The following is a 22,406-nucleotide window of genomic DNA, read 5'->3' on the forward strand; positions in this document are numbered from 1 at the left end:
ACTCGTCGGGGCTTTTTCATTTATTGGCTCCAGGGCGCACTGCGCGTGCCGTCCAGCTGGACCAGGTAATCACTACCACCCAACTGACGCATTTGCTGGCGAATCCAGCCGGCGCGTCGCGCTACATAACTGCTGGGCCGGCTGGCGCTCCAGTTCAGCGGGCTGGGCAGCACTGCTGCAAGCAGGCTGGCCTGCTGGCGCGACAGCTGGCTGGCATCGACACCAAAGTGATGCCGCGCCGCCGCCTGGGCACCGAACACCCCTTCGCCCCATTCGGCGCTGTTGAGGTAGACCTCAAGAATTCGCTCCTTGGACCAGAACACTTCGATCAAAGCGGTAAACCAGGCTTCCAGCCCCTTGCGCAACCAGCTGCGTCCGGACCAGAGGAACTGGTTCTTGGCCACTTGCTGGCTCAGGGTGCTGGCGCCGCGCAGCCTGCCGCCGCGCTCGTTGTGGGCCAGGGCGGCCTGGATGGCATTGAAGTCGAAGCCCCAGTGATTGGCGAACTTCTGGTCTTCACCGGCAATCACCGCCACCTTGAGCTCATCGGAAATGCGCTCCCAGGGTTCCCAGTCGCGTTGCAGGTCGATGGGCTCGCCGTTGAACCAGGATTCGACCTTGCGTTCGACCATCAGCGCCGTGCCGGGTGGCGGCACCCAGCGAAACAGCAGGACCAGCAATACGCTGCCGACGGCAAACCAGAGCAGGGCGCGGGTGAGGCGGCGGATCAGGGATGACAGCATAGAGATGGCTTGGCCGAACCGAATGAGCGGGCCATTATACAGGCCCCCTACAAGGAGTTGTCCCCATGCTTCGCAGCTTCCTGATGCTCGCCGCCTTCTTCGGCTTTACCGGTGTTGCTCTGGGCGCCTTTGCCGCCCATGGCCTCAAGGGTCGCTTGAGCAGCGAGTACCTGGCGATCTTCCAGACCGGCGTAACCTACCAGCTGGTCCATACCCTGGCCCTGCTGGGCGTTGCAGTACTGGCCAGCCAGCTGCCCGGGCGCCTGGTCGGATGGGCCGGCGGTCTGTTTGCACTGGGCATCGTGCTGTTTTCTGGCAGCCTGTACCTGTTGACCCTCAGCGGCCTCGGCAAGCTGGGCATCATCACCCCGATCGGTGGCCTGGCATTTCTCGGTGGCTGGCTGTGCCTGGGCCTTGCTGCCTGGCGCCTGGGTTGACTCGGCGGTCCGAATCGAGACGAATGGTGTCGCTTGGCCTTGGTTGCAGCGCCTGATCGGGGCTAGAATGCGGGCCCCTAAAAACAATGGTGGCCGTGCGCATGCGCATTCAATTGAACGGTGAACCCTTCGAGTTGCCCGGCGGCGAAAGCGTCGAGGCCCTGCTGACCCGCCTGGACCTTGTCGGGCGTCGTGTCGCGGTAGAGCTCAACCTGGATATCGTGCCACGTAGCCAGCATGCAGACACGGTGCTGCGTGAGGGCGACCAGGTCGAAGTCGTGCATGCCATCGGCGGCGGCTAGAGCCACAGGATCACCTTGCAAGTCCCTCAACCTTTCAGAGGATTTCCGATGAGCAACCTTCGCAGTGACAAGCCCTTCACCCTGGCCGGCCGTACCTTCCAGTCGCGCCTGCTGGTCGGCACCGGCAAGTACCGTGACATGGAAGAAACCCGCCTGGCCATCGAGGCTTCGGGTGCCGAGATCGTCACCGTCGCCGTGCGCCGTACCAACATCGGCCAGAACCCGGGCGAACCGAACCTGCTCGATGTGCTGCCGCCGGATCGCTACACCATCCTGCCGAACACCGCCGGCTGCTATGACGCCGTCGAAGCCGTGCGCACCTGCCGCCTGGCCCGTGAGCTGCTCGATGGTCACAACCTGGTCAAGCTGGAAGTCCTGGCTGACCAGAAGACTCTGTTCCCCAACGTGATCGAAACCCTCAAGGCCGCCGAAGTGCTGGTCAAGGACGGTTTCGACGTGATGGTCTACACCAGCGACGATCCGATCATCGCCCGTCAACTGGCCGAAGCCGGTTGCATCGCGGTCATGCCGCTGGCCGGCCTGATCGGCACCGGTCTTGGGATCTGCAACCCGTACAACCTGCAGATCATCCTCGAAGAATCGAAAGTGCCTGTGCTGGTCGATGCCGGAGTCGGTACCGCTTCGGACGCCACCATCGCCATGGAACTGGGTTGCGAGGCGGTGCTGATGAACTCGGCGATCGCTGATGCCCAGCAGCCGATCATGATGGCCGAAGCCATGAAACACGCAATCGTCGCTGGCCGCCTGGCCTACCTGGCCGGGCGCATGCCGAAAAAACTCTATGCCAGCGCCTCGTCGCCGCTGACTGGTCTGATCAAGTAAGAGCCCCTGATGACTGAATCGCAAGAAACGCCGATCTCCACCGAAGGCGAAGAGCGCCAACACCGCCGCATCAAGAGTTTCGTGATGCGCGCCGGGCGCATGACCGAAGGCCAGCAACGTGGCCTGGAGCAGGGTGGACCGCTGTTCATCCTGCCGCTGGCCGAGAGCACCGTGGACTACGACCAGGTGTTCGGCCGTTCGGCGCCGCGCACCCTGGAGATCGGCTTCGGCATGGGCCATTCCCTGCTGGAAATGGCCGCTGCCGCGCCGGAACAGGACTTCATCGGTGTCGAAGTGCACCGTCCGGGTGTCGGTGCGCTGCTCAATGGCGTGCTGACCCAGGGCCTGAAGAACCTGCGGGTGTACGACTGCGATGCAATCGAAGTGCTGAACAAGTGCGTGGCCGACAACAGCCTCGACCGCCTGATGCTGTTCTTCCCCGATCCATGGCACAAGAGCCGTCACCACAAGCGCCGTATCGTCCAGCCTGAGTTCGCGGAACTGGTGCGTCGCAAGCTCAAGGTCGGCGGTGTGTTCCACATGGCCACCGACTGGGAGCCCTATGCCGAGCACATGCTGGAAGTGATGAATGTGGCGCCGGGTTATCGCAACCTGGCCGCTGATGGCAAATGCGTGGAGCGTCCGGCCGAGCGCCCGATCACCAAGTTCGAACGCCGTGGCGAGCGACTTGGGCATGGGGTGTGGGATCTGAAGTTCGAAAAACTGGCGTAATCCCAATCGCGGGGCAAGCCCGCTCCTACAGGCGATTAGTGTAGGAGCGGGCTTGCCCCGCGATGCTTTTAGCGACGGTCCGCGACCACGCCAATCAGCACCAGCACAATCAGCAGCACCGGCGCCAACGCATAGTTGTTGAACTGCGCCAGGCCTTTCACCACCCAGGGCGTGGCATAGATCAGCGCCGCACCACTGCCGATCATCACCAGCAGGGCCATGAACGGCACGCGCAAGGCGCCTGCCAGGCCGCCCAGGCGCTGTTCCACCCAGCCTTTGATGTCGGTGCCAAAGAGCACCAGCAAACAGCCTACAAGTGCCAGCGAGATCTCCGACAGGTTGCCACGACTCCAGCGGGAAACGGTCGAGAGCAGGTCGAGTACCAGGTCCATTCGCAATCCTTAGGTCAAGAAATACTGCAACAGGTCGTTGAGGAACAACTGGCCGCGCGGGGTAGCGACCAGCCGCGTCGGTTCGACCTGCAAAAGGCCCTTTTGTTCGGCTTCACGGCGGGCGGCGGTGAGGTGCTCGAGCGGTAGGCCGGTGCGTTGGCTGAACAGTTCGGCGTCCACGCCCTGGGTCAGGCGCAGGGCGTTCATCAAGAACTCGAACGGCAACTCGTCCACCGGCAACAGCTTCTCGCCGGCCTTGAAGGGTTTGGCCGGGTTCAGGTAGTCCTTGGGCAGGCGGGTCTTCCAGGTGCGCAGGATGCGCCCGTCCGGATGGCTGAGCTTGCCGTGGGCGCCGGCACCGATGCCGATGAAGTCGCCAAAGCTCCAGTAGTTGAGGTTGTGCCGGGCGGCGCGGCCGGGCTGGGCATAGGCCGAGACTTCGTACTGACTGTAGCCGTGGCTGGCCAACAGGGCCTGGCCGGCTTCCTGGATGTCCCAGAGGATATCGTCCTCCGGCAGCACCGGCGGCTGGTTCCAGAACACGGTGTTCGGTTCCAGGGTCAGTTGGTACCAGGACAGGTGCGTCGGTGCCAGGGCGATGGCCTGGCGCAAGTCGTCCAGGGCGTCGTCCAGGGACTGGTCGGGCAGGCCGTGCATCAGGTCCAGGTTGAAGTTGTCGAAACCGGCCTGGCGCGCCATGTCGGCGGCGCGAATCGCCTCGTCACCGTTGTGGATGCGCCCCAGGGCTTCGAGTTTGGCCTGCTGGAAGCTCTGGATGCCGATCGACAGGCGATTGATACCCAGTTGCCGGTAGGCCTTGAACTTCTCCTGCTCGAAGGTCCCGGGGTTGGCTTCCAGGGTGATCTCGATATCGCTGGCGAACGGGATGCGTTGTTCCACACCTGCCAGCAGGCGGCCCAGGGCAGGGGCGCTGAACAGGCTGGGCGTACCACCGCCGAAGAAGATCGAGCTGATCGGGCGGCCATACACGGCGCCCAGTTCCTGGTCGAGGTCGGCCAGCAAGGCGTCGACATAGGCCTCTTCCGGCAGTTCCGGCGTGGCGGCATGGGAGTTGAAGTCGCAGTACGGGCATTTGCGCACGCACCACGGGATATGGATGTACAGCGCCAGGGGCGGCAGCTGTGGCAAGGCCGCCCGGGGTGCCTGGGAAGTAAAGCCAGCCTCGCCCAGGTGCAGTGGCTGTGCCGGCGAATGATCGGTCATGCCAGGCCCAGACGTTGACGCAACAGGCTCATGGCACGGGCACGGTGGCTGATCTGGTTCTTGTCGGCAGGCGTCAGCTCGGCGCTGGAGCAACCGCGCTCCGGCACCCAGAACAGTGGGTCGTAGCCAAAGCCGTGCTCACCGCTGGCCTGGTGCAGGATGCGGCCGTGCCAGAGGCCTTCGCAGAGGATCGGCAGTGGATCGTCGGCGTGGCGCACCAGGGCCAGGACGCAGACGAACTGGGCGCCGCGCTGGTCCTCGGGAACATCCTTGAGGACATCGAGCAGCTTGGCATTGTTGGCCGCATCGCCCTGGCCATCGGCATAGCGCGCCGAGTAGATGCCCGGCGCGCCGCCGAGGAAGTCCACCGCCAGGCCCGAATCATCGGCCAGCGCCGGCAAGCCGGAGAGGCGGGCGGCATTGCGCGCCTTGAGGATGGCGTTCTCGACGAACGACAGGCCGGTTTCTTCCGGCTCTACACTGCTGAACTCACCAACCGAGCGCAACTGCACGGTGCCGCCGAGCATGGCCTGGAGTTCCTTGAGTTTGCCGGCGTTGTGGCTGGCCAATACGATTTGCTGAAAATTCATCATTCGCCTGGGAAAAGCTCTTGGTTGAAACTGAAACTGTTGGACTTGCCAGCGGCTTCAACGTTGATGGTGAACGTACGGGTTTCGGCCTGCTCGACCGGGTACTGGGCGATGTAGTAGATCGCCCCCTGTTCGGTGATCTGCTTGAACTTCAGTGGCACCGACTGGCTGGTCAGGTCTTTGACGGTGCCGCTGACCTGGGCGGTGGACGGCTTGCCGGCGTTCATCACCGAGATGTTGATTACGCCCTGGTTCTTGCTGCGGACCAGCTCGGCGGACTTGGCGATATCCGGTTGCAGGAAGGTGGAAATGAACGTGCTGTAGTGCACGGTCACATCACCGAAGACTTCCTTGCGTTCGCCCTTGATGGGGTCGGCAGCGAGTGCTGTTGCGCTCAGGCAGGCGACCAGTAAGAAACTGAACAAGCGGCGCATGATCGATCTCCTCCAGCGAGTGGGTTAAACAGCGACCTTGTGTTCCAGAAGGCCGGGGCTGTTGACACGATAAATGCCGATCTCCCCTAGAAGATTAGGCCATAGCCTGCTCGCCCACCCGTGGCGGTGCAAGTGGTCGACCGCCAGGCGGTCGAGGACCTGGGCCCGGCGTTCGCCGCACAGCGCCTCGAAGTCTTCGAAGGTGCAGAAGTGGATGTTCGGCGTGTTGTACCAGGTATACGGCATGAAGTCGGAAACCGGCATGCGACCCTTGGTCGCGAGGTACCAGCGGCAGCGCCAGTGGCCGAAGTTGGGGAAGGTGATGATGCACTGGCGGCCCACGCGCAGCATTTCGTCGAGGATCCGGTCGGGGTACTCCACGGCTTGCAGGGCCTGGGTCATGACCACCACGTCGAAGCTGTTGCTGGCGAAGTTGCCTAGGCCCTTGTCCAGGTCCTGTTCGATGACGTTCACGCCCCGTGCCACGCATTCGGCGATGTTGTCCGGGTCGATCTCCAGGCCGTAGCCGGTGACCTGCTTGTGGTCACGCAGCGAAGCCAGCAGCTCGCCGTTACCGCAACCGAGGTCGAGTACCCGGCTACCGGCGGGGATCCAGTCTTGGATGATTTCCAGGTCGGCTCTCATGGGTTCCTCAGCAGACGATGCGGTTCATGTAGTTCTTGAACCCCGTGATGTAGCGCGGGGTCGGGATCAGGAAGGCATCGTGGCCATATGGCGAATCGATATCCAGGTAGCAGACGTTCTTGCGGGCGGCGATCAGGGCGTCGACGATTTCCCGCGAGCGCGCCGGCGAAAAACGCCAGTCGGTGGTGAACGACATCACGCAGTAGTCCGCCTTGACCCCGGCCAGGGTTGCCGCCAGGTCACCGCCATGGGCGGCGGCCGGGTCGAAGTAGTCCAGTGCCTTGGTCATCAACAGGTAGGTGTTGGCGTCGAAACGTCCGGAAAACTCCTCGCCCTGGTAGCGCAGGTAGCTTTCGACCTGGAACTCGACACTGTGGAAGTCGTAGTTGAGCTTGTCGCTTTTCAGCTCGCGACCGAATTTCTCACCCATGGAGTCGTCGGACAGGTAGGTGATATGACCGACCATGCGTGCCAGCATCAGGCCGCGCTTGGGGATCACGCCCTGGTCCTGGAACGAACCACCGTGGAATTCCGGATCGGTGAGGATGGCCTGGCGCGCCACCTCGTTGAAGGCGATGTTCTGCGCCGAGAGCTTGGGCGCCGAGGCGATGTCCAGGCAGTGACGCACGCGGTCAGGGTAGGTGATGGTCCACTGCAGGGCCTGCATGCCGCCGAGGCTGCCACCGATCACCGCGGCCCATTGCTGGATGCCCAGGCGGTCGGCCAGGCGGGCCTGGCTGTGCACCCAGTCTTCCACGGTGAGCACCGGGAAATCGGCGCCGTACGGCTTGCCGGTGGCCGGGTTGATGCTGCTGGGGCCGGTGCTGCCGTTGCAACCGCCGAGGTTGTTCAAGCTGACCACGAAGAAGCGGTTGGTGTCGACGGGCTTGCCCGGGCCGATGCAACTGTCCCACCAGCCCGGCTTGCGGTCGTTGGGGCTGTGATAGCCCGCGGCATGGTGGTGACCGGAAAGCGCATGGCAGATCAGCACGGCGTTGCTGGCTGTGCTGTTGAGGGTGCCATAGGTTTCGTAGATCAGCTCGTAGGAGGCCAGCGAGCGGCCGCAGGCCAGGGCCAGGGGCTCGTTGAACTGTGCCAGTTGCGGTGTTACCAGACCGACCGAATCTTCGGGAAAGACAGTGGACATCGACCCTGCTCACGCTTGAATGAGGCGTAAGTCTAAAGACCACCGATCTGTGCGGCAAGGACAGCATCGCGGGACAAGCCCGCTCCTACGGACATTGTAGGAGCGGGCTTGTCCCGCGATTTCAGGCCATCAGACCAACAGGCGTAGCATCTCCGGCATGCCGGTCATGGCTGCCAGGTTGTTGATCACCAGCATGTCGATCAGTTGCAGCGCCATGAACGCCAGGATCGGCGAGATGTCCAGGCCGCCCAGGTTCGGCAGCAGGCGGCGGAACGGTGCCAGGAATGGATCGCAGATCTGGTTGACCAGCTCGGCACCGGGGTTGTGGCTGCCCGGCGCGACCCAGGAGAGGATCACGCTGATGATCAGGGCGAAGAAGAAAATCTTCAGGAACAGCGCGGTGACGCCGATGATCGACCAGATCAGCAGTTGCAGCGGGTTGCCGGTGGTGCCGTAGGCCAGCAGCAGGGTCAGGCCCATGATCAGCACTTGCACGACGATCGCCAGCAATAGCGAGGACATGTCCAGGCCGAACAGGCTCGGGATGATCCGGCGCATGGGCTTGAGCAGCGGCTGGGTAGCGCGCACGGCGAACTGGCTGAGCGGGTTGTAGAAGTCGGCACGAACCAGCTGCAGGATGAAACGCAGCATGATGATCAGCAGGTAGAGGCTGCCCAGGGTTTGCAGAATGTAGATGGCAGCGGTGTTCAATCCAACCATGTCCAGCTCCTTAGTTGCCCAGTTGTTCGGCCATCTCGGCCGAGCGGTGCGCCGCAGCGCCCAGCGCCTTTTCCACCAGCGCTTCGAATCCATCGGCCTGGAACGACTTGATCGCCGCTTCCGTGGTGCCGGCCGGCGAGGTGACGCGGCGGCGCAGTTCGGCGGCGTCGACGTCGCTGCTGACGGCCATGTGCGCGGCGCCCAGGGCGGTCTGCAGGGTCAGTTTGGCTGCGGTTTCACGCGGTAGGCCGAGCTTTTCACCGGCCGCGGTCATGGCTTCGATCAGCAGGAAGAAGTACGCAGGCCCGCTCCCGGATACGGCGGTAACGGCGTCGAGTTGCTGCTCGGTGTCCAGCCACAGGGCGATGCCCACTGCCGACAGCAATTGTTCGGCTTGTTGGCGCTGCGCGTCGGAGACCTGGGCGGTGGCGTAGAGACCGCTCACACCCTGGCGCAGCAGTGCCGGGGTATTGGGCATGCAGCGTACGATCGGCTGTGCGCCGAGCCAGTTGTTCATGCTGGCGCAGGTGATGCCGGCGGCGATCGAGACCACCAGTTGCCCGGGCTTGAGGCTTGGCTTGAGCGCCAGGCACACGGCCTTCATGGCCTGGGGCTTGACCGCCAGTACCACCACGTCGGCACCTTCGATGGCCTGGGCGTTGTCGGCGAACAGTTCAATGCCGTGTTCGGCGTGGATTTTTGCCCGCTGCTCGGCACCCGGATCGCTGGCGCGGATCTGCGAAGCGTCCAGGCCCTGGGCGCGCAGGCCGCCGATCAGGCTGGCGGCCATGTTGCCGGCGCCGATAAAGGCAATACGAGTCTTGCTCATGTCAGGTCCTTGAGGGGAAAAGTGGAAAAAGGCATGGGTCAGGGCTGGCCGTAGTCGCGGGCACCGAACAGCGCGGTACCGATACGCACCCAGGTCGCGCCCTGGGCGATGGCAGCTTCCAGGTCGTGGCTCATGCCCATGGACAGGGTGTCCAGTTCCAGGCCAAGACTGGCCTGCAACTGGCGAACTTGAGCGAAGGCGGCCTCCTGGGCAGCGCGATCGTCGGTGGGTTCGGGGATCGCCATCAGACCGCGCAGGCGCAGGCGTGGCAGGGCAACAATGGCCTGGGCCAGGGCGGGCAGCTCGTCCGGGGTGCAGCCGGACTTGCTGGCTTCGCCACTGACGTTCACCTGCAGGCAGATGTTCAGCGGGGCCAGGCCATCGGGGCGTTGCTCGGACAGGCGTTGGGCGATTTTCAGGCGGTCCACGGAGTGTACCCAGTCAAAATGCTCGGCGATGGCGCGAGTCTTGTTCGACTGAATGGGGCCGATGAAGTGCCAGGTCAAGGGCAGGTCGGTCAACTCGCCCTGTTTGTTCAGCGCTTCCTGCAGGTAGTTCTCGCCGACATCACGTACCCCGGCGGCATAGGCCTCACGCACGGCGGCAGCGGGTTTGGTCTTGCTCACCGCCAGCAGGCGGATGGCCGATGGTGCGCGTCCGGCAGCCTGGGCGGCGGCGTCGATGCGGGCGGCGAGTGTGGAAAGGTTGTCTGCTATGGTGGACATTGATCGATGCCGGCGGCTTCCTGGGTCTGCGGCATTCTACCTGCTTGGCAGCCTTTGGGGAGTCTCATGGATGTGACTGAACTGCTGGCCCTGGCAACCCGGGGCGGGGCCTCGGACCTGCACCTGGGGGCTGGCGAAGTGCCGGCCCTGCGCCTGGATGGCCGGATTTGCCGCCTGGAACTGCCAGCGCTGGACGCCGGGCAAGTGTATGACATGCTCGGGCAACTGATGACCGACGCGCAGAAAAAGGATTTCGAAACACATCTGGATATCGACTTTTCCGTGGCGGTGCCGGCGCTGGCGCGTTTTCGCATCAATGCGTTTCATCAGCGCCAGGGCCCGGGTGCGGTGCTGCGGGTCATTCCGGACCAGGCCAGGAGCCTTGCCGAACTGGGGCTGGGGGATGTCTTTCGACAGATTGCAGAGCTTCCGGCAGGGCTGGTGCTGGTCACCGGGCCCACCGGCTCAGGCAAGTCCACCACCCTGGCGGCGCTGCTCGATCACCTGAACCATGAGCGACCCCTGCATATCCTCACGCTCGAGGATCCCATCGAGTTTATCCACAGCCCTCGAAGCAGCCTGATCAGCCAGCGTGAAATCGGCAGGCATACTCACGGCTTCCCCCAGGCCCTGCGCGCAGCGCTGCGCCAGGACCCGGACGTGATCATGCTGGGCGAGTTGCGCGATGAGCAGACCATCCGACTGGCACTGACTGCCGCCGAAACCGGCCACCTGGTGCTGGCGACGCTGCATACCGGCTCGGCGGCGAAATCCATCGATCGCCTGGTGGATGTGTTTGCGCCGCAGGAAAAGCAACTGGTGCGGGCCATGCTGGCTGAATCGCTGCAGGCGGTGGTGTCGCAAGTGCTGGTCGAGCGGATTGGCGGAGGGCGGGTTGCGGCCCATGAAATCCTGCTGGCCACGCCTGCGGTGCGCAACCTGGTGCGTGAAGGCAAGGTGGCGCAGTTGTACTCGACGATGCAGATGGGGGGAGCGCTGGGGATGCAGACCCTGGACAGTTGCCTTCAGGGCCTGGTGACACGCGGGGTGGTCAGTGCGCAATGCGCCCGGGAATGGGCGCCGGGGAGCGTCTAGTTCTTGGCCAGGCTCAGCTGTTGCGTCTGGCTCTTGGGCAGGACCCGCTTGGCGACGACATAGCGGCTGCGCCAGTAAGGCTTGCTCAGGGTATCGATGCTGACCCGCTTGCCCGTGCGCGGTGCATGGATGAAGCGGTCGTTGCCCAGGTAGATGGCAACATGATTGACCCGACGGCTCTTGATGTTGAAGAAGATCAGGTCGCCAGGCTTGAGGTCGTTGCGATCGACTTTCAACCCGTGGCCCTGGGCCATGGCGTTGGAGGTGCGAGGCAGGTCGATCTCATCGATGTCGTTGAAGGCGTACTTGACCAGGCCGCTGCAGTCGAAGCCCTTGCTCGGGCTGCTGCCGCCCCAGCGATAGGGGGTGCCCAGGACATTGACGGCACGGCTGAGCACGTCGCTGCTCTGCTTGGGCGACATCGAGGCAACCGGCAGGCTCGGCAGGGTCGACAGGCTCTGCTTGCTCGGGCGAGTGCGGTGCTGGGGCTTGCTGCTGACGTGCTTGGTCGAACGCACGGCAGAGGAATTTGTGGTGTACCCGGAAAAGCCGTTGGGTAGACGTTGCTCACGGTTGGTGGCGTGGGCGGCCAGTGGCAATAATAGGCAAAGGGTCAGCCATGTCTTGAAAAGAGGGCGCATAGGCAGGGCTCTTGTTGGTCAGCGCGCAACTCTATAACAGCTTGCTGATCAATTTTTGACCGTTTGTCGATCGCAATGTGCCATGCGTCGGCTGGACACAAAAAAGTCACATTTTTCTTTAGAAAATTTTCCGATAACCCGCAGAGGCTATGAATGAACAGTTATCAACAGGACGGACAACTGCATGACACGCACAGCAAGGTGATCGGTTACCTGCTGTGGATATTTGGCTTTACCGGCGCCCACCGCTTCTATTACGGCAAGCCGGTGACCGGCACGATCTGGTTCTTCACCCTGGGCCTGTTGGGCATCGGCTGGTTGATCGACCTGTTCCTGATTCCATCGATGGACCGCGAGGCCGACCTGCGCTTCAACGCCGGTCCCCTGGATTACAGCCTGTCCTGGATCCTGCTGACGTTCCTGGGCATTTTCGGTGTGCACCGCATGTACCAGGGCAAATGGATCACCGGGATCATCTACCTGTTCACGGGCGGGTTGTTCCTGGTGGGCATCTTGTATGACTTCTGGACGCTGAACACCCAGGTGTCGCTGGCCAACGCCCAGCGGCGTTAAGCCTTGCGCGGCCTTGTCATGCCCGACAAGGCCGCGCAGGAGGTCACTGGCGGGTCTGGCGCTGCTGCAGCAGCAGGTTGCTGAAGCCGCTGCCGGCCAGTTGCTTCTGGGCCACGGTCAGCTGTTCACGGTTGCTGAACGGGCCGACCAGTACCCGGTACCAGGTTTCTTCCTTGACGGTGCCGGACTCCACCTTGACCGCCTGGCCAAGCAGGATGATCTGTGCGCGGACCTTGTCGGCATCGGCCTGCTTGCGGAACGAGCCGGCCTGGAGGAAGAACTGAGTGGTCGCCGCCGGCTTGATCACCGGCGGTGCGGGTGGTGGCGTCTGCCCCATCAGCGCGGCCTGGGCCCGTGCGGTGTCGATCTTGGCCGCTTCGGCCGGGGTCACCGGTGGCTGGGCCGGGACGGGGGGTGTCTTCTCCGGCACGGCTTCAGGCGGCACGATCACTTCCGACTCGGGCAGCAAGGTATAGAAGTCGTACTTGGGCTTCACCGGCTGCTGCGGGCTAGGCGCGGTCTTGTTGGCTTCGGCGGCCTTCTCGGCCTTGGCCTGTTCGGGCTTGGTGCGCTTGACCTCGTCATTGCCAGGCTCGAGCTTCATCAAAAACACAACGAAAGCACCGACCGTCAGGCCGATGGCCAGCCACATCCAGCCTGGAACCGGTTGTTTGGCGGGTGCCTGGTTGCGACTCGCGCCGCGCTTGGGTGCGGGTTTTTTCTTGGCAGCCAACTTACATACGCTCCAGGGTTTCCAGGCCGAGCAGTTCCAGACCTTGCTTGAGGGTACGACCGGTCAAGGCCGCCAGGCGCAGGCGGCTCTGTTGCTGTTCCGGGGTTTCGGCGGCCAGGATCGGGCAGTTCTCGTAGAAGCTGGAGAACAGGCCGGCCACGTCGTACAGGTAGGCGCAAAGTACATGTGGCGTGCCTTTTTCGGCGACGTTGTTCAGGATTTCACCGAACTGGGCCAGGCGTGCAGCCAGGTCCTGTTCCTGGGCGGCTTGCAGGATGATCTGCCCGTCCACTTCATCGAAGCCTTTGCCCAGCTTGCGGAACACGCCGGCGACGCGGGTGTAGGCGTACAGCAGGTAAGGGGCGGTATTGCCTTCGAAGTTGAGCATCAGTTCGAAGTTGAAGCTGTAGTCGCTGGTGCGGTGCTTGGACAGGTCGGCGTACTTGACCGCGCCAATGCCGACGACTTCGGCGATGGCGCGCAGCTCGTCTTCACCCAGCTCCGGGTTCTTCTCCTTGACCAGGGCGTAGGCACGCTCCTTGGCTTCGGTCAGCAGGTCGATCAGTTTGACGGTGCCGCCATCGCGGGTCTTGAACGGACGGCCATCGGCGCCGTTCATGGTGCCGAAGCCCATGTGTTCCATGTGCATTGGGTGGCCGACGAAACCGGCCCGGCGCGCCACTTCGAACACCTGGTTGAAGTGCAGGGCCTGGCGCTGGTCGACGAAGTACAGGGCACGGTCGGCCTTGAGCACGTTGCTGCGGTAGCGCACGGCCGCAAGGTCGGTGGTGGCGTACAGGTAGCCGCCGTCGGCCTTTTGAACGATCACCGGCAGGGGCTCGCCCTCGGCGGTCTTGAACTCTTCGAGGAACACGCACTGGGCGCCCTTGCTCTCGACCAGCAGGCCCTTGGCCTTGAGGTCGTTGACGACATTGGCCAGGTCGTCGTTATAGGCGCTTTCGCCCATGACGTCGGCCATGGTCAGTTTGACGTTGAGCAGTTCGTAGGTTTTCTGGCAGTGCGACAGCGAGATGTCCTTGAAGCGGGTCCACAGCTTCAGGCATTCCTCGTCGCCCGCTTGCAGCTTGACCACCAGGCCGCGTGCGCGGTCGGCGAACTCTTCCGATTCATCGAAACGCTTTTTCGCGGCGCGGTAGAAGTTCTCCAGGTCAGACAGCTCATCGCTGGTGATCGGGTTTTCCTGCAGGTAGGCCATCAGCATGCCGAACTGGGTGCCCCAGTCGCCCACGTGGTTCTGGCGAATCACGGTGTCGCCGAGGAACTCCAGGACGCGCGACACGGCGTCGCCGATGATGGTCGAGCGCAGGTGGCCGACGTGCATCTCCTTGGCAAGGTTCGGGGCCGACAGGTCGACCACGACCTTCTGTTGCGGGCCGGCCTTGCTGACGCCGAGCTTGGCATCGGCCAGTGCGGCGTCCAGGCGAGCGGCCAGGGCCTGGGTGTTCTGGAAGAAGTTGAGGAAGCCCGGGCCTGCGATTTCGACCTTGCTGACCTGCTCGTCGGCAGGCAGGGCGGCGATGATTTTTTCCGCCAGGTCGCGCGGCTTCATGCCCGCAGGCTTGGCCAGCATCATTGCGATGTTGCTGGCGAAGTCGCCGTGGGTCTTGTCCCGGGCGTTCTCCACCTGGATCGCCGGCGTCAGCCCTTCAGGCAACACACCGTCGGTGACGAGTTGGGTGAGGGCTTGCTGGATCAGCTGGCGAATGGTGTCTTTCATGGGCTTCTCGTTCGACCGCAGGCGCGGCGGCGCTTCGATGCGCAGGTGGAAAAACTGGACATTATCCGTTGCTGGGGCGAGGTTGCCAACCTTTTGGGAGTGGTTACGCCCCTGTAGGAGCGGGCTTGCCCCGCGATGTGGCCGAAGCGATCAATAAAGATCCACCGGATCCACATCCAGCGACCAGCGCACCTGGCGCCCGGACGGCATTTGCTCCAACAGTAGCAACCAGGCGCTGATCAGTCGATGCAAAGGCGCCCGGGCATTGGCCTGGAGCAACAATTGCGCGCGAAAACGTCCCGCCCGTCGCTCCATGGGCGCCGGTACCGGACCAAGCAGTTCGATGCCATTGAGGGCGTGCTCGGCCAGTAATTGCTCGGCAGCGCTACAGGCTTCATCGAGAAAGGCCTCGGCCTGGCCGGGCTTGTGGGCCTCGGCGCGCAGCAGGGCCAAGTGGGCAAAAGGCGGCAGGCCGGCGGCGCGACGCTCGCTCAGGGCCTGCTCGGCAAAGGCGAAATAGCCCTGCTCGGTCAGTTGCACCAGCAGCGGATGGTCGGCCAGGTGGGTCTGGATGATCACCTTGCCCGGTTCTTCGGCGCGGCCAGCGCGGCCAGCGACCTGGACGATCAACTGGGCCATGCGCTCGCTGGCACGAAAGTCACCGGAAAACAGGCCGCCGTCGGCATCGAGGATCGCCACCAGGGTCACCCGTGGAAAGTGGTGCCCCTTGGCGAGCATCTGGGTGCCGACTAGGATGCACGGATTGCCGCGCTGGATGGTGGCGAACAGCTGGTTCATGGCGTCCTTGCGCGAGGTGCTGTCGCGGTCCACCCGTAGCACCGGGTAGTCAGGAAACAGGATGCCCAGGCGTTCTTCGGCGCGTTCGGTGCCGGCGCCGACCGGGCGCAGGTCGACCTTGTTGCACTGCGGGCACTGGCGCGGCAAGCGTTCGTCGTAGCCACAGTGGTGACAACGCAGTTCGTTGGAGCGCTGGTGCACGGTCATGCGTGCATCGCAGCGCGGACATTCGGACATCCAGCCGCAGTCATGGCACAGCAGTGTCGGGGCGAAGCCGCGGCGATTCAGGAACACCAGCACTTGCTGGCCGGCTGCCAGGGTCTGGCCGATGGCTTGCTGCATGGGGCCGCTGATGCCGCTGTCCAGGGGGCGGCTCTTGACGTCCAGGCGCAGGAAACGCGGCTGCTGGGCGCCACCGGCGCGCTGGTTGAGGCGCAGCAGGCCATAGCGACCGCTGTGAGCGTTGTGCAGGCTCTCCAGCGACGGAGTGGCCGAGCCCAGGAGGATCGGGATGTTTTCCTGGCGTGCGCGAACCAGCGCCAGGTCGCGGGCGTGGTAACGCAGGCCTTCTTGCTGTTTGTAGGAGCCGTCGTGCTCTTCGTCGATGATGATCAGCCCCGGGTGCTTCATGGGGGTGAACAGCGCCGAGCGGGTGCCGATGATGATATCGGCCTCGCCGTCGCGGGCGGCCAGCCAGGCATCCAGGCGCTCGCGGTCGTTGACCGCCGAGTGCAGCAGGGCGATGCGGGCGTTGAAACGCTGTTCGAAGCGGGCCAGGGTCTGCGGCCCGAGGTTGATCTCCGGAATCAGGATCAATGCCTGCTTGCCGGCCTCCAGGGTTTCGCGGATCAGTTGCAGGTAGACCTCGGTCTTGCCACTGCCGGTGACGCCGGCCAGGAGAAAGGCATGGAAGTTGTCGAAACCTGCGCGCACGGCATTGAACGCCGCCCGTTGTTCGTCGTTCAGTGGCAGCTCGGGCTGCGCGAGCCAGTGCTCATGGCGTTCCTGGACTGCGTGACGGCGCACCTCGACCTGGACCAACTCCTTGGCCAGCAGCAGGTCGAGGCTGTCCTTGCTCAGCATGAACTTGCTCAACAGGCCGTGGGCGATGCCATGGGGATGCTGCGCCAGGGTGGCGAGGGCTTCGCGCTGGCGTGGGGCACGGGCGATGCGCGGATCATCCAGGCGCGCGCCCGGCGCGATCTGCCAGAAGCGTTCCTGGCGCGCCTCGGCCGGCTCGCCTTGGCGCAACAGTACCGGCAAGGCCCAGCTCAGGGTGTCGCCGAGGCTGTGCTGGTAGTACTGCGCGGTCCACAGGCACAACTTGAACAGGGTCGGGGGAATCGGTGAGAGCGGATCGAGCAGGGCGATCGCCGGCTTGAGCTTGTCGGCCGGCACCTCGCTCTTGTCGCTGACCTCGATCAGAATGCCGATCATCTCCCGGCGCCCGAACGGCACGCGGATGCGCATGCCCGGGGTCAGCGCCTGGCGTGCCATGCTTGCCGGCGCCCTGTAGTCGAACAGTCGCCGCAGGGGCGAGGGCAGGGCAAGGCGCAGAATGACGTCGGACACGCGAAGAGTTCTCTGAAGGGGGGTTCCAAGACCAGGCGAGCCTAGCAGACGACGGTCGGTGCAAGCGACAACTTGCGTTGGCAGCATGCTCTGGTATTATTCGCCGCCTAATTACGTGCGGTATTCAACAATGGTGTTGGGTGGCGGCACGCAGTCGAGGAAGTGACCATGAAACCAGAAATTCACCCGAATTATGAAGTAGTCGCAGTCACCTGCAGCTGCGGCAACTCGTTCGAAACCCGTTCGACCCTGTGCGCTCCACTGGGCACCGACGTTTGCAACGAATGCCACCCGTTCTACACCGGTAAGCAAAAGGTTCTGGACACCGGCGGCCGCGTACAGAAGTTCGCAGATCGCTTCGGCATGTTCGGTGCCAAGAAGTAAGAATGCGCAACGCTGGCCCTGTGGGTCTGGCAATGCTGCTGAAAAAGGCGTCCCTTGTGGGCGCCTTTTTTGTGGGCGTCATTTGGCAGTTGCCGGTGCTGGCCTTCTGCCCGATACCCGTCGACCCCCAGCGCGTCGGCGTGCGCCAGGTGGTGGACGGCGATACCTTGCGCCTTGAAGATGGTCGCAGCGTTCGTCTGATTGGTCTCAATGCACCGGAAATCGGCCGCAAGGGCCGGAGCAGCGAAGCCTTTGCCGAGGCCGCTCGTGAGCGTCTTCAGGCACTGGTCAGGGCCAGCGGCGGCGAGGTGGGGCTGGTGCCGGGCGTCGAGTCCCGGGACAAGTACGGTCGTACCCTGGCACATATCTACGGTCGCTCTGGCGACAATTTCGAGGCCCAACTGCTCAGTGAAGGCCTTGGTTATCGCGTGGCCGTTGCCCCGAACGTCGACCTGGCCGACTGCCAGCAGCAGGCCGAGCGTACCGCTCGTCAGCAAGGCGCGGGGGTGTGGCGGCGCTCACCCGTGATGCCGTCGGCTGGGGTGCAGCAATCCGGTTTTGCGATCATCAGCGGCAAAGTGATGGGTATCGAGCGCAATCGCGGCGGAGTCTGGATCGAAATCGACGATGCCCTGGTGCTTCAGGTGCCTGCAAAACTGCAACGCAATTTCCCTGCTTCATTCTTTGACGACCTCAAGGGGCGCACAATCGAAGCTCGCGGCTGGGTGCTGGATCGTTCCCGCAAAGGCGGTCTGAAGGCCGGGCAGAAGCGCTGGTTGCTGCCATTGACCGATCCATCGATGCTGGAGCGGGTCTCTGGATAAAAAATTGTGAACATTATTTTGTACGATTGTACACATTGAAACCCTTGCAGGCTGCGGCTCTTGGCGGAAAGTCGTAGGTTAAAGGCCTTGACACAAGTGACCGACCAGTCTTGTCGGCCCTTTGCTCTTTGCGTATCCTCGGCGGTCCGTCAGAACAGTAAATAGCGGAATGCCCACCATGTCAGATTTGAAAACCGCCGCTCTCGAATACCATGCTCAGCCTCGTCCGGGGAAACTGAGCGTCGAGCTCACCAAACCTACCGCGACTGCTCGCGACCTGGCGCTGGCCTACAGCCCTGGCGTGGCTGAGCCGGTACGTGAAATTGGTCGCGATCCGGAGCTGGCCTACAAGTACACCGGCAAGGGCAATCTGGTAGCAGTCATTTCCGACGGCACCGCCATCCTCGGCCTGGGTAACCTCGGCCCGCTGGCGTCCAAGCCTGTCATGGAAGGCAAGGGTGTTCTGTTCAAGCGCTTCGCCGGCATCGACGTGTTCGACATCGAAGTCGAGTCGGAGAGCCCGCAGGCCTTCATCGATACCGTCCGTCGCATCTCCATCACCTTCGGTGGCATCAACCTCGAAGACATCAAGGCACCGGAGTGCTTCGAGATCGAGCGCACCCTGATCGAGCAGTGCGACATCCCGGTATTCCACGATGACCAGCACGGTACCGCGATCGTGACCGCTGCCGGCATGATCAACGCCCTGGAAATCGCCGGCAAGAAACTCGAAGAGGCCAAGATCGTCTGCCTGGGCGCTGGCGCTGCCGCCATCTCCTGCATGAAGTTGCTGGTGAGCATGGGTGCGAAGATCGAGAACATCTTCATGGTCGACCGTACTGGCGTGATCCACGCTGGCCGTGACGACCTGAACCAGTACAAGGCTGTGTTCGCCCACGCCACCGACAAGCGCAGCCTGGCTGACGCCCTGGAAGGCGCTGACGTGTTCGTCGGCCTGTCCGGTCCGAACCTGCTGAGCCCTGAAGGCCTGAAGTCGATGGCGGCCAACCCGATCGTCTTCGCCTGCTCCAACCCGGATCCGGAAATCTCCCCGGAGCTGGCGCACGCTACCCGTAGCGACGTGATCATGGCCACTGGTCGTTCCGACTACCCGAACCAGGTCAACAACGTACTGGGCTTCCCGTTCATCTTCCGCGGTGCCCTGGACGTTCGCGCCAAGCGCATCAACGAAGAAATGAAGATCGCTGCCGCCAACGCCCTGAAAGACCTGGCCAAGCTGCCAGTGCCTAAGGAAGTCTGCGATGCCTACGGCGTGCAGGCCCTGGAGTTCGGCCGTGAGTACATCATTCCGAAGCCGATGGATGCCCGTCTGATCACCGTCGTCTCCGACGCCGTGGCCAAGGCTGCGATCGAGACCGGTGTGGCGACCCTGCCGTATCCGAAGAACTACCCGCTCAAGAGCGTGGATGACGTGTTCAACGGCTAAGCCGTTGTAGCGTTGAAACAAAAAGCCCCGGCTCGCGAGAGTCGGGGCTTTTTTGTGGGTGTCGCGCAAGCTTGATGCTTCTCGTAGCCGCTGCCGCCAGGCTGCGAACGACTGCGCAGCAGTCGCAATCCAGGCACCTCTGTCGGCCGGGTCGGTTTCACGACCGCTTTGCGGTCGATCGCAGCCTGGCGGCAGCGGCTACAGGCCGCCGCGCCAGGCCAGGTGATCAGAACAGGTCGATCGGCGCTGCCTCGTCCGCTGGCAGCGGGCTGCCGGGTGCCGAGCCGTTGCCCAGCTCGCTGCCCGAAGGCGGGGTGTCTTCGACCTTGAACAGCTCGAAGTAGGCGCTGGGGTTGTCTGGCGATGCCGCCCGGCCGCTGACCGGGTCGACCCGCAGGCTGAGGATGCCTTCCGGCTCGGCCGGGGCATGGTTGGGCTTGTCCTTGAGCGCCGGGCCCATGAAGTTCATCCAGATCGGCAGCGCCACGGTCCCGCCATACTCGCGACGCCCCAGGGTTTCCGGCTGGTCGAAGCCGGTCCAGACCGTGGTCACCATGTCGGCGTTGTAGCCCGAGAACCAGGCATCCTTCGATTCGTTGGTGGTGCCGGTCTTGCCTGCGAGGTCGGTACGGCCCAGGGCCAGGGCGCGACGCCCGGTACCGCGCTTGATAACGTCCTGAAGCATGCTGGTGAGGATGTAGGTGGTTCGGCCATCGATGATGCGTTCGGCCACCGCCGGCGCCTGGGTCGCGGTCTGCGCGGCGTCGAACGAGGCGGTGCTGGCAGCCTCGCCCGGCAGCTGGATGCTGATCGGCGTTTCAGGCGCGGCGATGCCAAGCTGATCCTGGGTCGTCTGCGGCACCCGTGGCGGATTGGCGGTGAACAGGGTCTCGCCGTTGCGGCTTTCGATGCGTTCGATCAGGTACGGGCTGATCTTGTAGCCGCCATTGGCGAATGTGCTCCAGCCGGTGGCGATCTCCATCGGTGTCAGGGTCGCGGTGCCCAGGGCCAGGGACAGGTTGGGGGGCAAGTCCTGCTTGTTAAAGCCGAACTTGCTGATGTAGTCGATGGTGCGGCTGACGCCCATGGCCTGCAGCAGGCGGATCGACACCAGGTTGCGCGACTTGTACAGCGCTTCGCGCATGCGGATAGGGCCGAGGAAGGTGTTGGTGTCGTTCTTCGGGCGCCAGACCTTGTCCAGGTACTCGTCGACGAACACGATCGGGGCATCGTTGACCAGGCTGGCGGCGGTGTAGCCGTTATCGAGCGCGGCGCTGTAGACGAATGGCTTGAAGCTCGAGCCCGGCTGGCGCTTGGCCTGCATGGCACGGTTGTAGTTGCTCTGCTCGAAGGAGAAGCCGCCGACCAGAGCGCGGATGGCGCCGCTGTTCGGGTCCAGCGAGACCAGTGCGCTTTGCGCTCCGGGGACCTGGCTGAATTTCAGGCTGCCATCGTCCAGGCGCTGGACGCGGATCAGGTCGCCCACCTGGGCAACGTCGGCAGGTTGCTGCGGTGCGCGCCCCTGGCTGTTGGTGTTGAGGAACGGGCGAGCCCATTTCATGGTTTCCCAGGCCACGCTTTCCTGCTGGTTGGCGCGGGTCAGTACCTGCAGGCCGGTCTTGCTGACCTGAGTGACGATGGCTGGTTCCAGGCCGCCAAGGCTGCGCTGCTTGCCCAGTTCCTGCTGCCAGGCTGCCAGGGTCTTGCCTGGGAAGCGTGCTTCCGGCCCACGGTAGCCGTGGCGCTCGTCATAGGTGCTCAGCCCGTCAAGGACGGCCTTGTTGGCGATTTCCTGCAGGTCGCTCGGCACCGTGGTGGTGACCCGGAAACCTTCGGTGTAGGCGTCGCTACCATAACGGCCGACCATTTCGGCGCGAGCCATCTCGGCGATGTAGGGGGCGCTGACCTCGGGTGTAGGTACGTGGTAACTGGCGTTGATCGGCTCGGCCAGGGCAGCCTGGTAGCTGGCTTCATCGATCTTGCCCAGCTTGTACATGCGCCCCAGGATCCAGTCGCGGCGCTCTTTGGCACGCACCGGGTTGGCCAGTGGATTGAAGCGCGACGGCGCCTTGGGCAGGCCAGCGATCATGGCCATCTGCGCCAGGCTGATATCGCGGATCGACTTGCCGTAATAGACCTGTGCGGCGGCCTCGATGCCATAGGCGCGGTTGCCCAGGTAGATCTTGTTGACGTACAGCTCGAGGATTTCGTCCTTGGTCAGTTCACGCTCGATCTGCAGGGCCAGGAGAATTTCGTTGGTCTTGCGCGAGAAGCTGCGTTCGCTGCTGAGGAAGAAGTTCTTCGCCACCTGCATGGTGATGGTGCTGCCGCCGGTCTGGATGTGCCCGGACTTGAGCAATTGTGTTGCAGCACGCATCAGGCTGCTGGGGTCGACCCCATAGTGATTGGCGAAATTGTCGTCTTCGGCCGAGAGCAAAGCCTGGATGAAATGTGGCGGAATGTCGGCGAAACGTATGGGAGAACGGCGCATTTCGCCGAACTCTGCAATCAGCTTTCCGTCGCTGCTATAGACCCGCAAAGGGATCTGCAACTGGATGCTTCTGAGGGCCTCTACCGAGGGCAAGCTGGGGCTAAGATACAGAAATGCGCCGCTCACACCGAGCACGAGTGCGCAAATGACTGCGACGAAAGACCACCAGAAGAACTTCAGCAGGCGTATCAAGGCTTTTGGGCGTCCAGGTTGAAAAGTGGGTTGCGCGCGGGGCCAGCGGATAAAGGAAAAACGCTGGGCATTATAAGCATTTTTCGCACCGCCGCGTTATGGGCGCGGCGCTCGAGATGTCAGCCAGGTCAGGGCGAGGTCCGCCCGGTGGCCTG

General features: G+C 63.4%; 24 protein-coding genes. 9 read left to right on the plus strand and 15 right to left on the minus strand.

All coding sequences use genetic code 11. The features are described 5' to 3' along the window. Nucleotides 1–20 precede the first annotated feature (20 nt). Entirely contained in the window at nt 21–743 is a 723-nt protein-coding gene (gene mtgA / locus ACIQUS_RS01830; RefSeq protein ID WP_403042125.1) for a monofunctional biosynthetic peptidoglycan transglycosylase, read from the minus strand. Between the two features lie 65 nt (nt 744–808). On the opposite strand from mtgA, the gene ACIQUS_RS01835 reads away from it, so the two are divergent. The 4 genes from ACIQUS_RS01835 (at nt 809) to trmB (ending at nt 3,057) form a co-directional block, all read left to right on the plus strand. After that, nucleotides 809–1,180, plus strand: coding sequence for a DUF423 domain-containing protein (locus ACIQUS_RS01835; protein ID WP_403042128.1), 372 nt, complete (start codon nt 809–811; stop codon nt 1,178–1,180). Nucleotides 1,181–1,281: 101 nt separating this feature from the next. Beyond that, nucleotides 1,282–1,482, plus strand: coding sequence for a sulfur carrier protein ThiS (gene thiS, locus ACIQUS_RS01840; protein ID WP_403042131.1), 201 nt, complete (start codon nt 1,282–1,284; stop codon nt 1,480–1,482). Between the two features lie 48 nt (nt 1,483–1,530). After that, nucleotides 1,531–2,325, plus strand: a complete 795-nt coding sequence (locus ACIQUS_RS01845) for a thiazole synthase (RefSeq protein WP_403042133.1) — start codon at nt 1,531–1,533, stop codon at nt 2,323–2,325. Between the two features lie 9 nt (nt 2,326–2,334). Further along, nucleotides 2,335–3,057: a tRNA (guanosine(46)-N7)-methyltransferase TrmB gene (trmB, locus tag ACIQUS_RS01850; protein WP_285863108.1), complete on the plus strand. Its 723-nt coding sequence runs from the start codon at nt 2,335–2,337 to the stop codon at nt 3,055–3,057. A 68-nt stretch (nt 3,058–3,125) separates the two neighbouring features. On the opposite strand, the gene ACIQUS_RS01855 is transcribed toward trmB, so the two are convergent. The 9 genes from ACIQUS_RS01855 to ACIQUS_RS01895 all read right to left on the minus strand — a co-directional run bounded on the left by ACIQUS_RS01855 (nt 3,126) and on the right by ACIQUS_RS01895 (nt 9,763). After that, nucleotides 3,126–3,449, minus strand: a complete 324-nt coding sequence (locus ACIQUS_RS01855; RefSeq protein ID WP_285863107.1) for a DUF3392 domain-containing protein — start codon at nt 3,447–3,449, stop codon at nt 3,126–3,128. A gap of 9 nt (nt 3,450–3,458) precedes the next feature. Beyond that, a complete protein-coding gene (gene hemW, locus ACIQUS_RS01860) occupies nt 3,459–4,673 on the minus strand; it encodes a radical SAM family heme chaperone HemW (RefSeq protein ID WP_403042136.1) in 1,215 nt (404 codons plus the stop codon). Beyond that, a complete protein-coding gene (gene rdgB / locus ACIQUS_RS01865; RefSeq protein WP_403042138.1) occupies nt 4,670–5,266 on the minus strand; it encodes an RdgB/HAM1 family non-canonical purine NTP pyrophosphatase in 597 nt (198 codons plus the stop codon). The genes hemW and rdgB overlap by 4 nt, the downstream gene beginning before the upstream one ends. Next, a complete protein-coding gene (locus ACIQUS_RS01870) occupies nt 5,263–5,697 on the minus strand; it encodes a DUF4426 domain-containing protein (RefSeq protein WP_403042140.1) in 435 nt (144 codons plus the stop codon). Before ACIQUS_RS01870 ends, rdgB begins: the two co-directional genes overlap by 4 nt. A gap of 24 nt (nt 5,698–5,721) precedes the next feature. Next, complete coding sequence (metW, locus tag ACIQUS_RS01875; protein ID WP_403042142.1) at nt 5,722–6,342, minus strand: methionine biosynthesis protein MetW; 621 nt, start codon at nt 6,340–6,342, stop codon at nt 5,722–5,724. 7 nt (nt 6,343–6,349) lie between these two features. After that, nucleotides 6,350–7,489 (minus strand): homoserine O-acetyltransferase, encoded by a 1,140-nt coding sequence (locus ACIQUS_RS01880; protein ID WP_403042145.1) that lies wholly within the window; start codon nt 7,487–7,489, stop codon nt 6,350–6,352. 129 nt (nt 7,490–7,618) lie between these two features. Further along, the gene (locus tag ACIQUS_RS01885; RefSeq protein WP_403042147.1) at nt 7,619–8,209 is read right to left on the minus strand and encodes a YggT family protein; all 591 of its coding nucleotides are present in this window, start codon (nt 8,207–8,209) and stop codon (nt 7,619–7,621) included. Nucleotides 8,210–8,219: 10 nt separating this feature from the next. Next, complete coding sequence (gene proC / locus ACIQUS_RS01890) at nt 8,220–9,038, minus strand: pyrroline-5-carboxylate reductase (protein WP_403042151.1); 819 nt, start codon at nt 9,036–9,038, stop codon at nt 8,220–8,222. Nucleotides 9,039–9,076: 38 nt separating this feature from the next. Then, entirely contained in the window at nt 9,077–9,763 is a 687-nt protein-coding gene (locus ACIQUS_RS01895) for a YggS family pyridoxal phosphate-dependent enzyme (protein WP_403042154.1), read from the minus strand. A gap of 66 nt (nt 9,764–9,829) precedes the next feature. On the opposite strand from ACIQUS_RS01895, the gene ACIQUS_RS01900 reads away from it, so the two are divergent. Further along, nucleotides 9,830–10,858 (plus strand): type IV pilus twitching motility protein PilT, encoded by a 1,029-nt coding sequence (locus ACIQUS_RS01900; protein ID WP_403042157.1) that lies wholly within the window; start codon nt 9,830–9,832, stop codon nt 10,856–10,858. Here the strand turns inward: ACIQUS_RS01900 and ACIQUS_RS01905 are convergent. After that, nucleotides 10,855–11,499 carry a C40 family peptidase gene (locus tag ACIQUS_RS01905; protein WP_403042159.1) on the minus strand — a complete coding sequence of 215 codons (645 nt, stop codon included), beginning with the start codon at nt 11,497–11,499 and terminating at the stop codon, nt 10,855–10,857. The genes ACIQUS_RS01900 and ACIQUS_RS01905 overlap by 4 nt on opposite strands. A 153-nt stretch (nt 11,500–11,652) precedes the next feature. Between ACIQUS_RS01905 and ACIQUS_RS01910 the strand changes: the two genes are divergently transcribed. Next, nucleotides 11,653–12,072: a TM2 domain-containing protein gene (locus ACIQUS_RS01910; RefSeq protein WP_403042161.1), complete on the plus strand. Its 420-nt coding sequence runs from the start codon at nt 11,653–11,655 to the stop codon at nt 12,070–12,072. Nucleotides 12,073–12,115: 43 nt separating this feature from the next. On the opposite strand, the gene ACIQUS_RS01915 is transcribed toward ACIQUS_RS01910, so the two are convergent. The 3 genes from ACIQUS_RS01915 to ACIQUS_RS01925 all read right to left on the minus strand — a co-directional run bounded on the left by ACIQUS_RS01915 (nt 12,116) and on the right by ACIQUS_RS01925 (nt 16,913). Then, a complete protein-coding gene (locus ACIQUS_RS01915) occupies nt 12,116–12,805 on the minus strand; it encodes an SPOR domain-containing protein (RefSeq protein WP_403042163.1) in 690 nt (229 codons plus the stop codon). 1 nt (nt 12,806) lies between these two features. Beyond that, nucleotides 12,807–14,543, minus strand: coding sequence for an arginine--tRNA ligase (gene argS, locus ACIQUS_RS01920; protein WP_403042165.1), 1,737 nt, complete (start codon nt 14,541–14,543; stop codon nt 12,807–12,809). Nucleotides 14,544–14,693: 150 nt separating this feature from the next. Next, entirely contained in the window at nt 14,694–16,913 is a 2,220-nt protein-coding gene (locus ACIQUS_RS01925) for a primosomal protein N' (protein ID WP_403042167.1), read from the minus strand. 168 nt (nt 16,914–17,081) lie between these two features. On the opposite strand from ACIQUS_RS01925, the gene rpmE reads away from it, so the two are divergent. From rpmE to ACIQUS_RS01940, 3 genes are all read left to right on the plus strand, one after another. Continuing rightward, the gene (gene rpmE, locus ACIQUS_RS01930) at nt 17,082–17,297 is read left to right on the plus strand and encodes a 50S ribosomal protein L31 (protein WP_128321752.1); all 216 of its coding nucleotides are present in this window, start codon (nt 17,082–17,084) and stop codon (nt 17,295–17,297) included. A gap of 2 nt (nt 17,298–17,299) precedes the next feature. Continuing rightward, nucleotides 17,300–18,121 (plus strand): thermonuclease family protein, encoded by an 822-nt coding sequence (locus tag ACIQUS_RS01935; RefSeq protein WP_403042171.1) that lies wholly within the window; start codon nt 17,300–17,302, stop codon nt 18,119–18,121. Between the two features lie 178 nt (nt 18,122–18,299). After that, a complete protein-coding gene (locus ACIQUS_RS01940; protein ID WP_403042173.1) occupies nt 18,300–19,568 on the plus strand; it encodes a malic enzyme-like NAD(P)-binding protein in 1,269 nt (422 codons plus the stop codon). A 226-nt stretch (nt 19,569–19,794) separates the two neighbouring features. Here the strand turns inward: ACIQUS_RS01940 and ACIQUS_RS01945 are convergent, their stop codons facing one another. After that, complete coding sequence (locus ACIQUS_RS01945) at nt 19,795–22,248, minus strand: penicillin-binding protein 1A (RefSeq protein WP_403043026.1); 2,454 nt, start codon at nt 22,246–22,248, stop codon at nt 19,795–19,797. Nucleotides 22,249–22,406 lie beyond the last annotated feature (158 nt).

It is taken from the genome of Pseudomonas sp. NPDC090755 (assembly GCF_044769005.1).
Taxonomy (GTDB): domain Bacteria; phylum Pseudomonadota; class Gammaproteobacteria; order Pseudomonadales; family Pseudomonadaceae; genus Aquipseudomonas.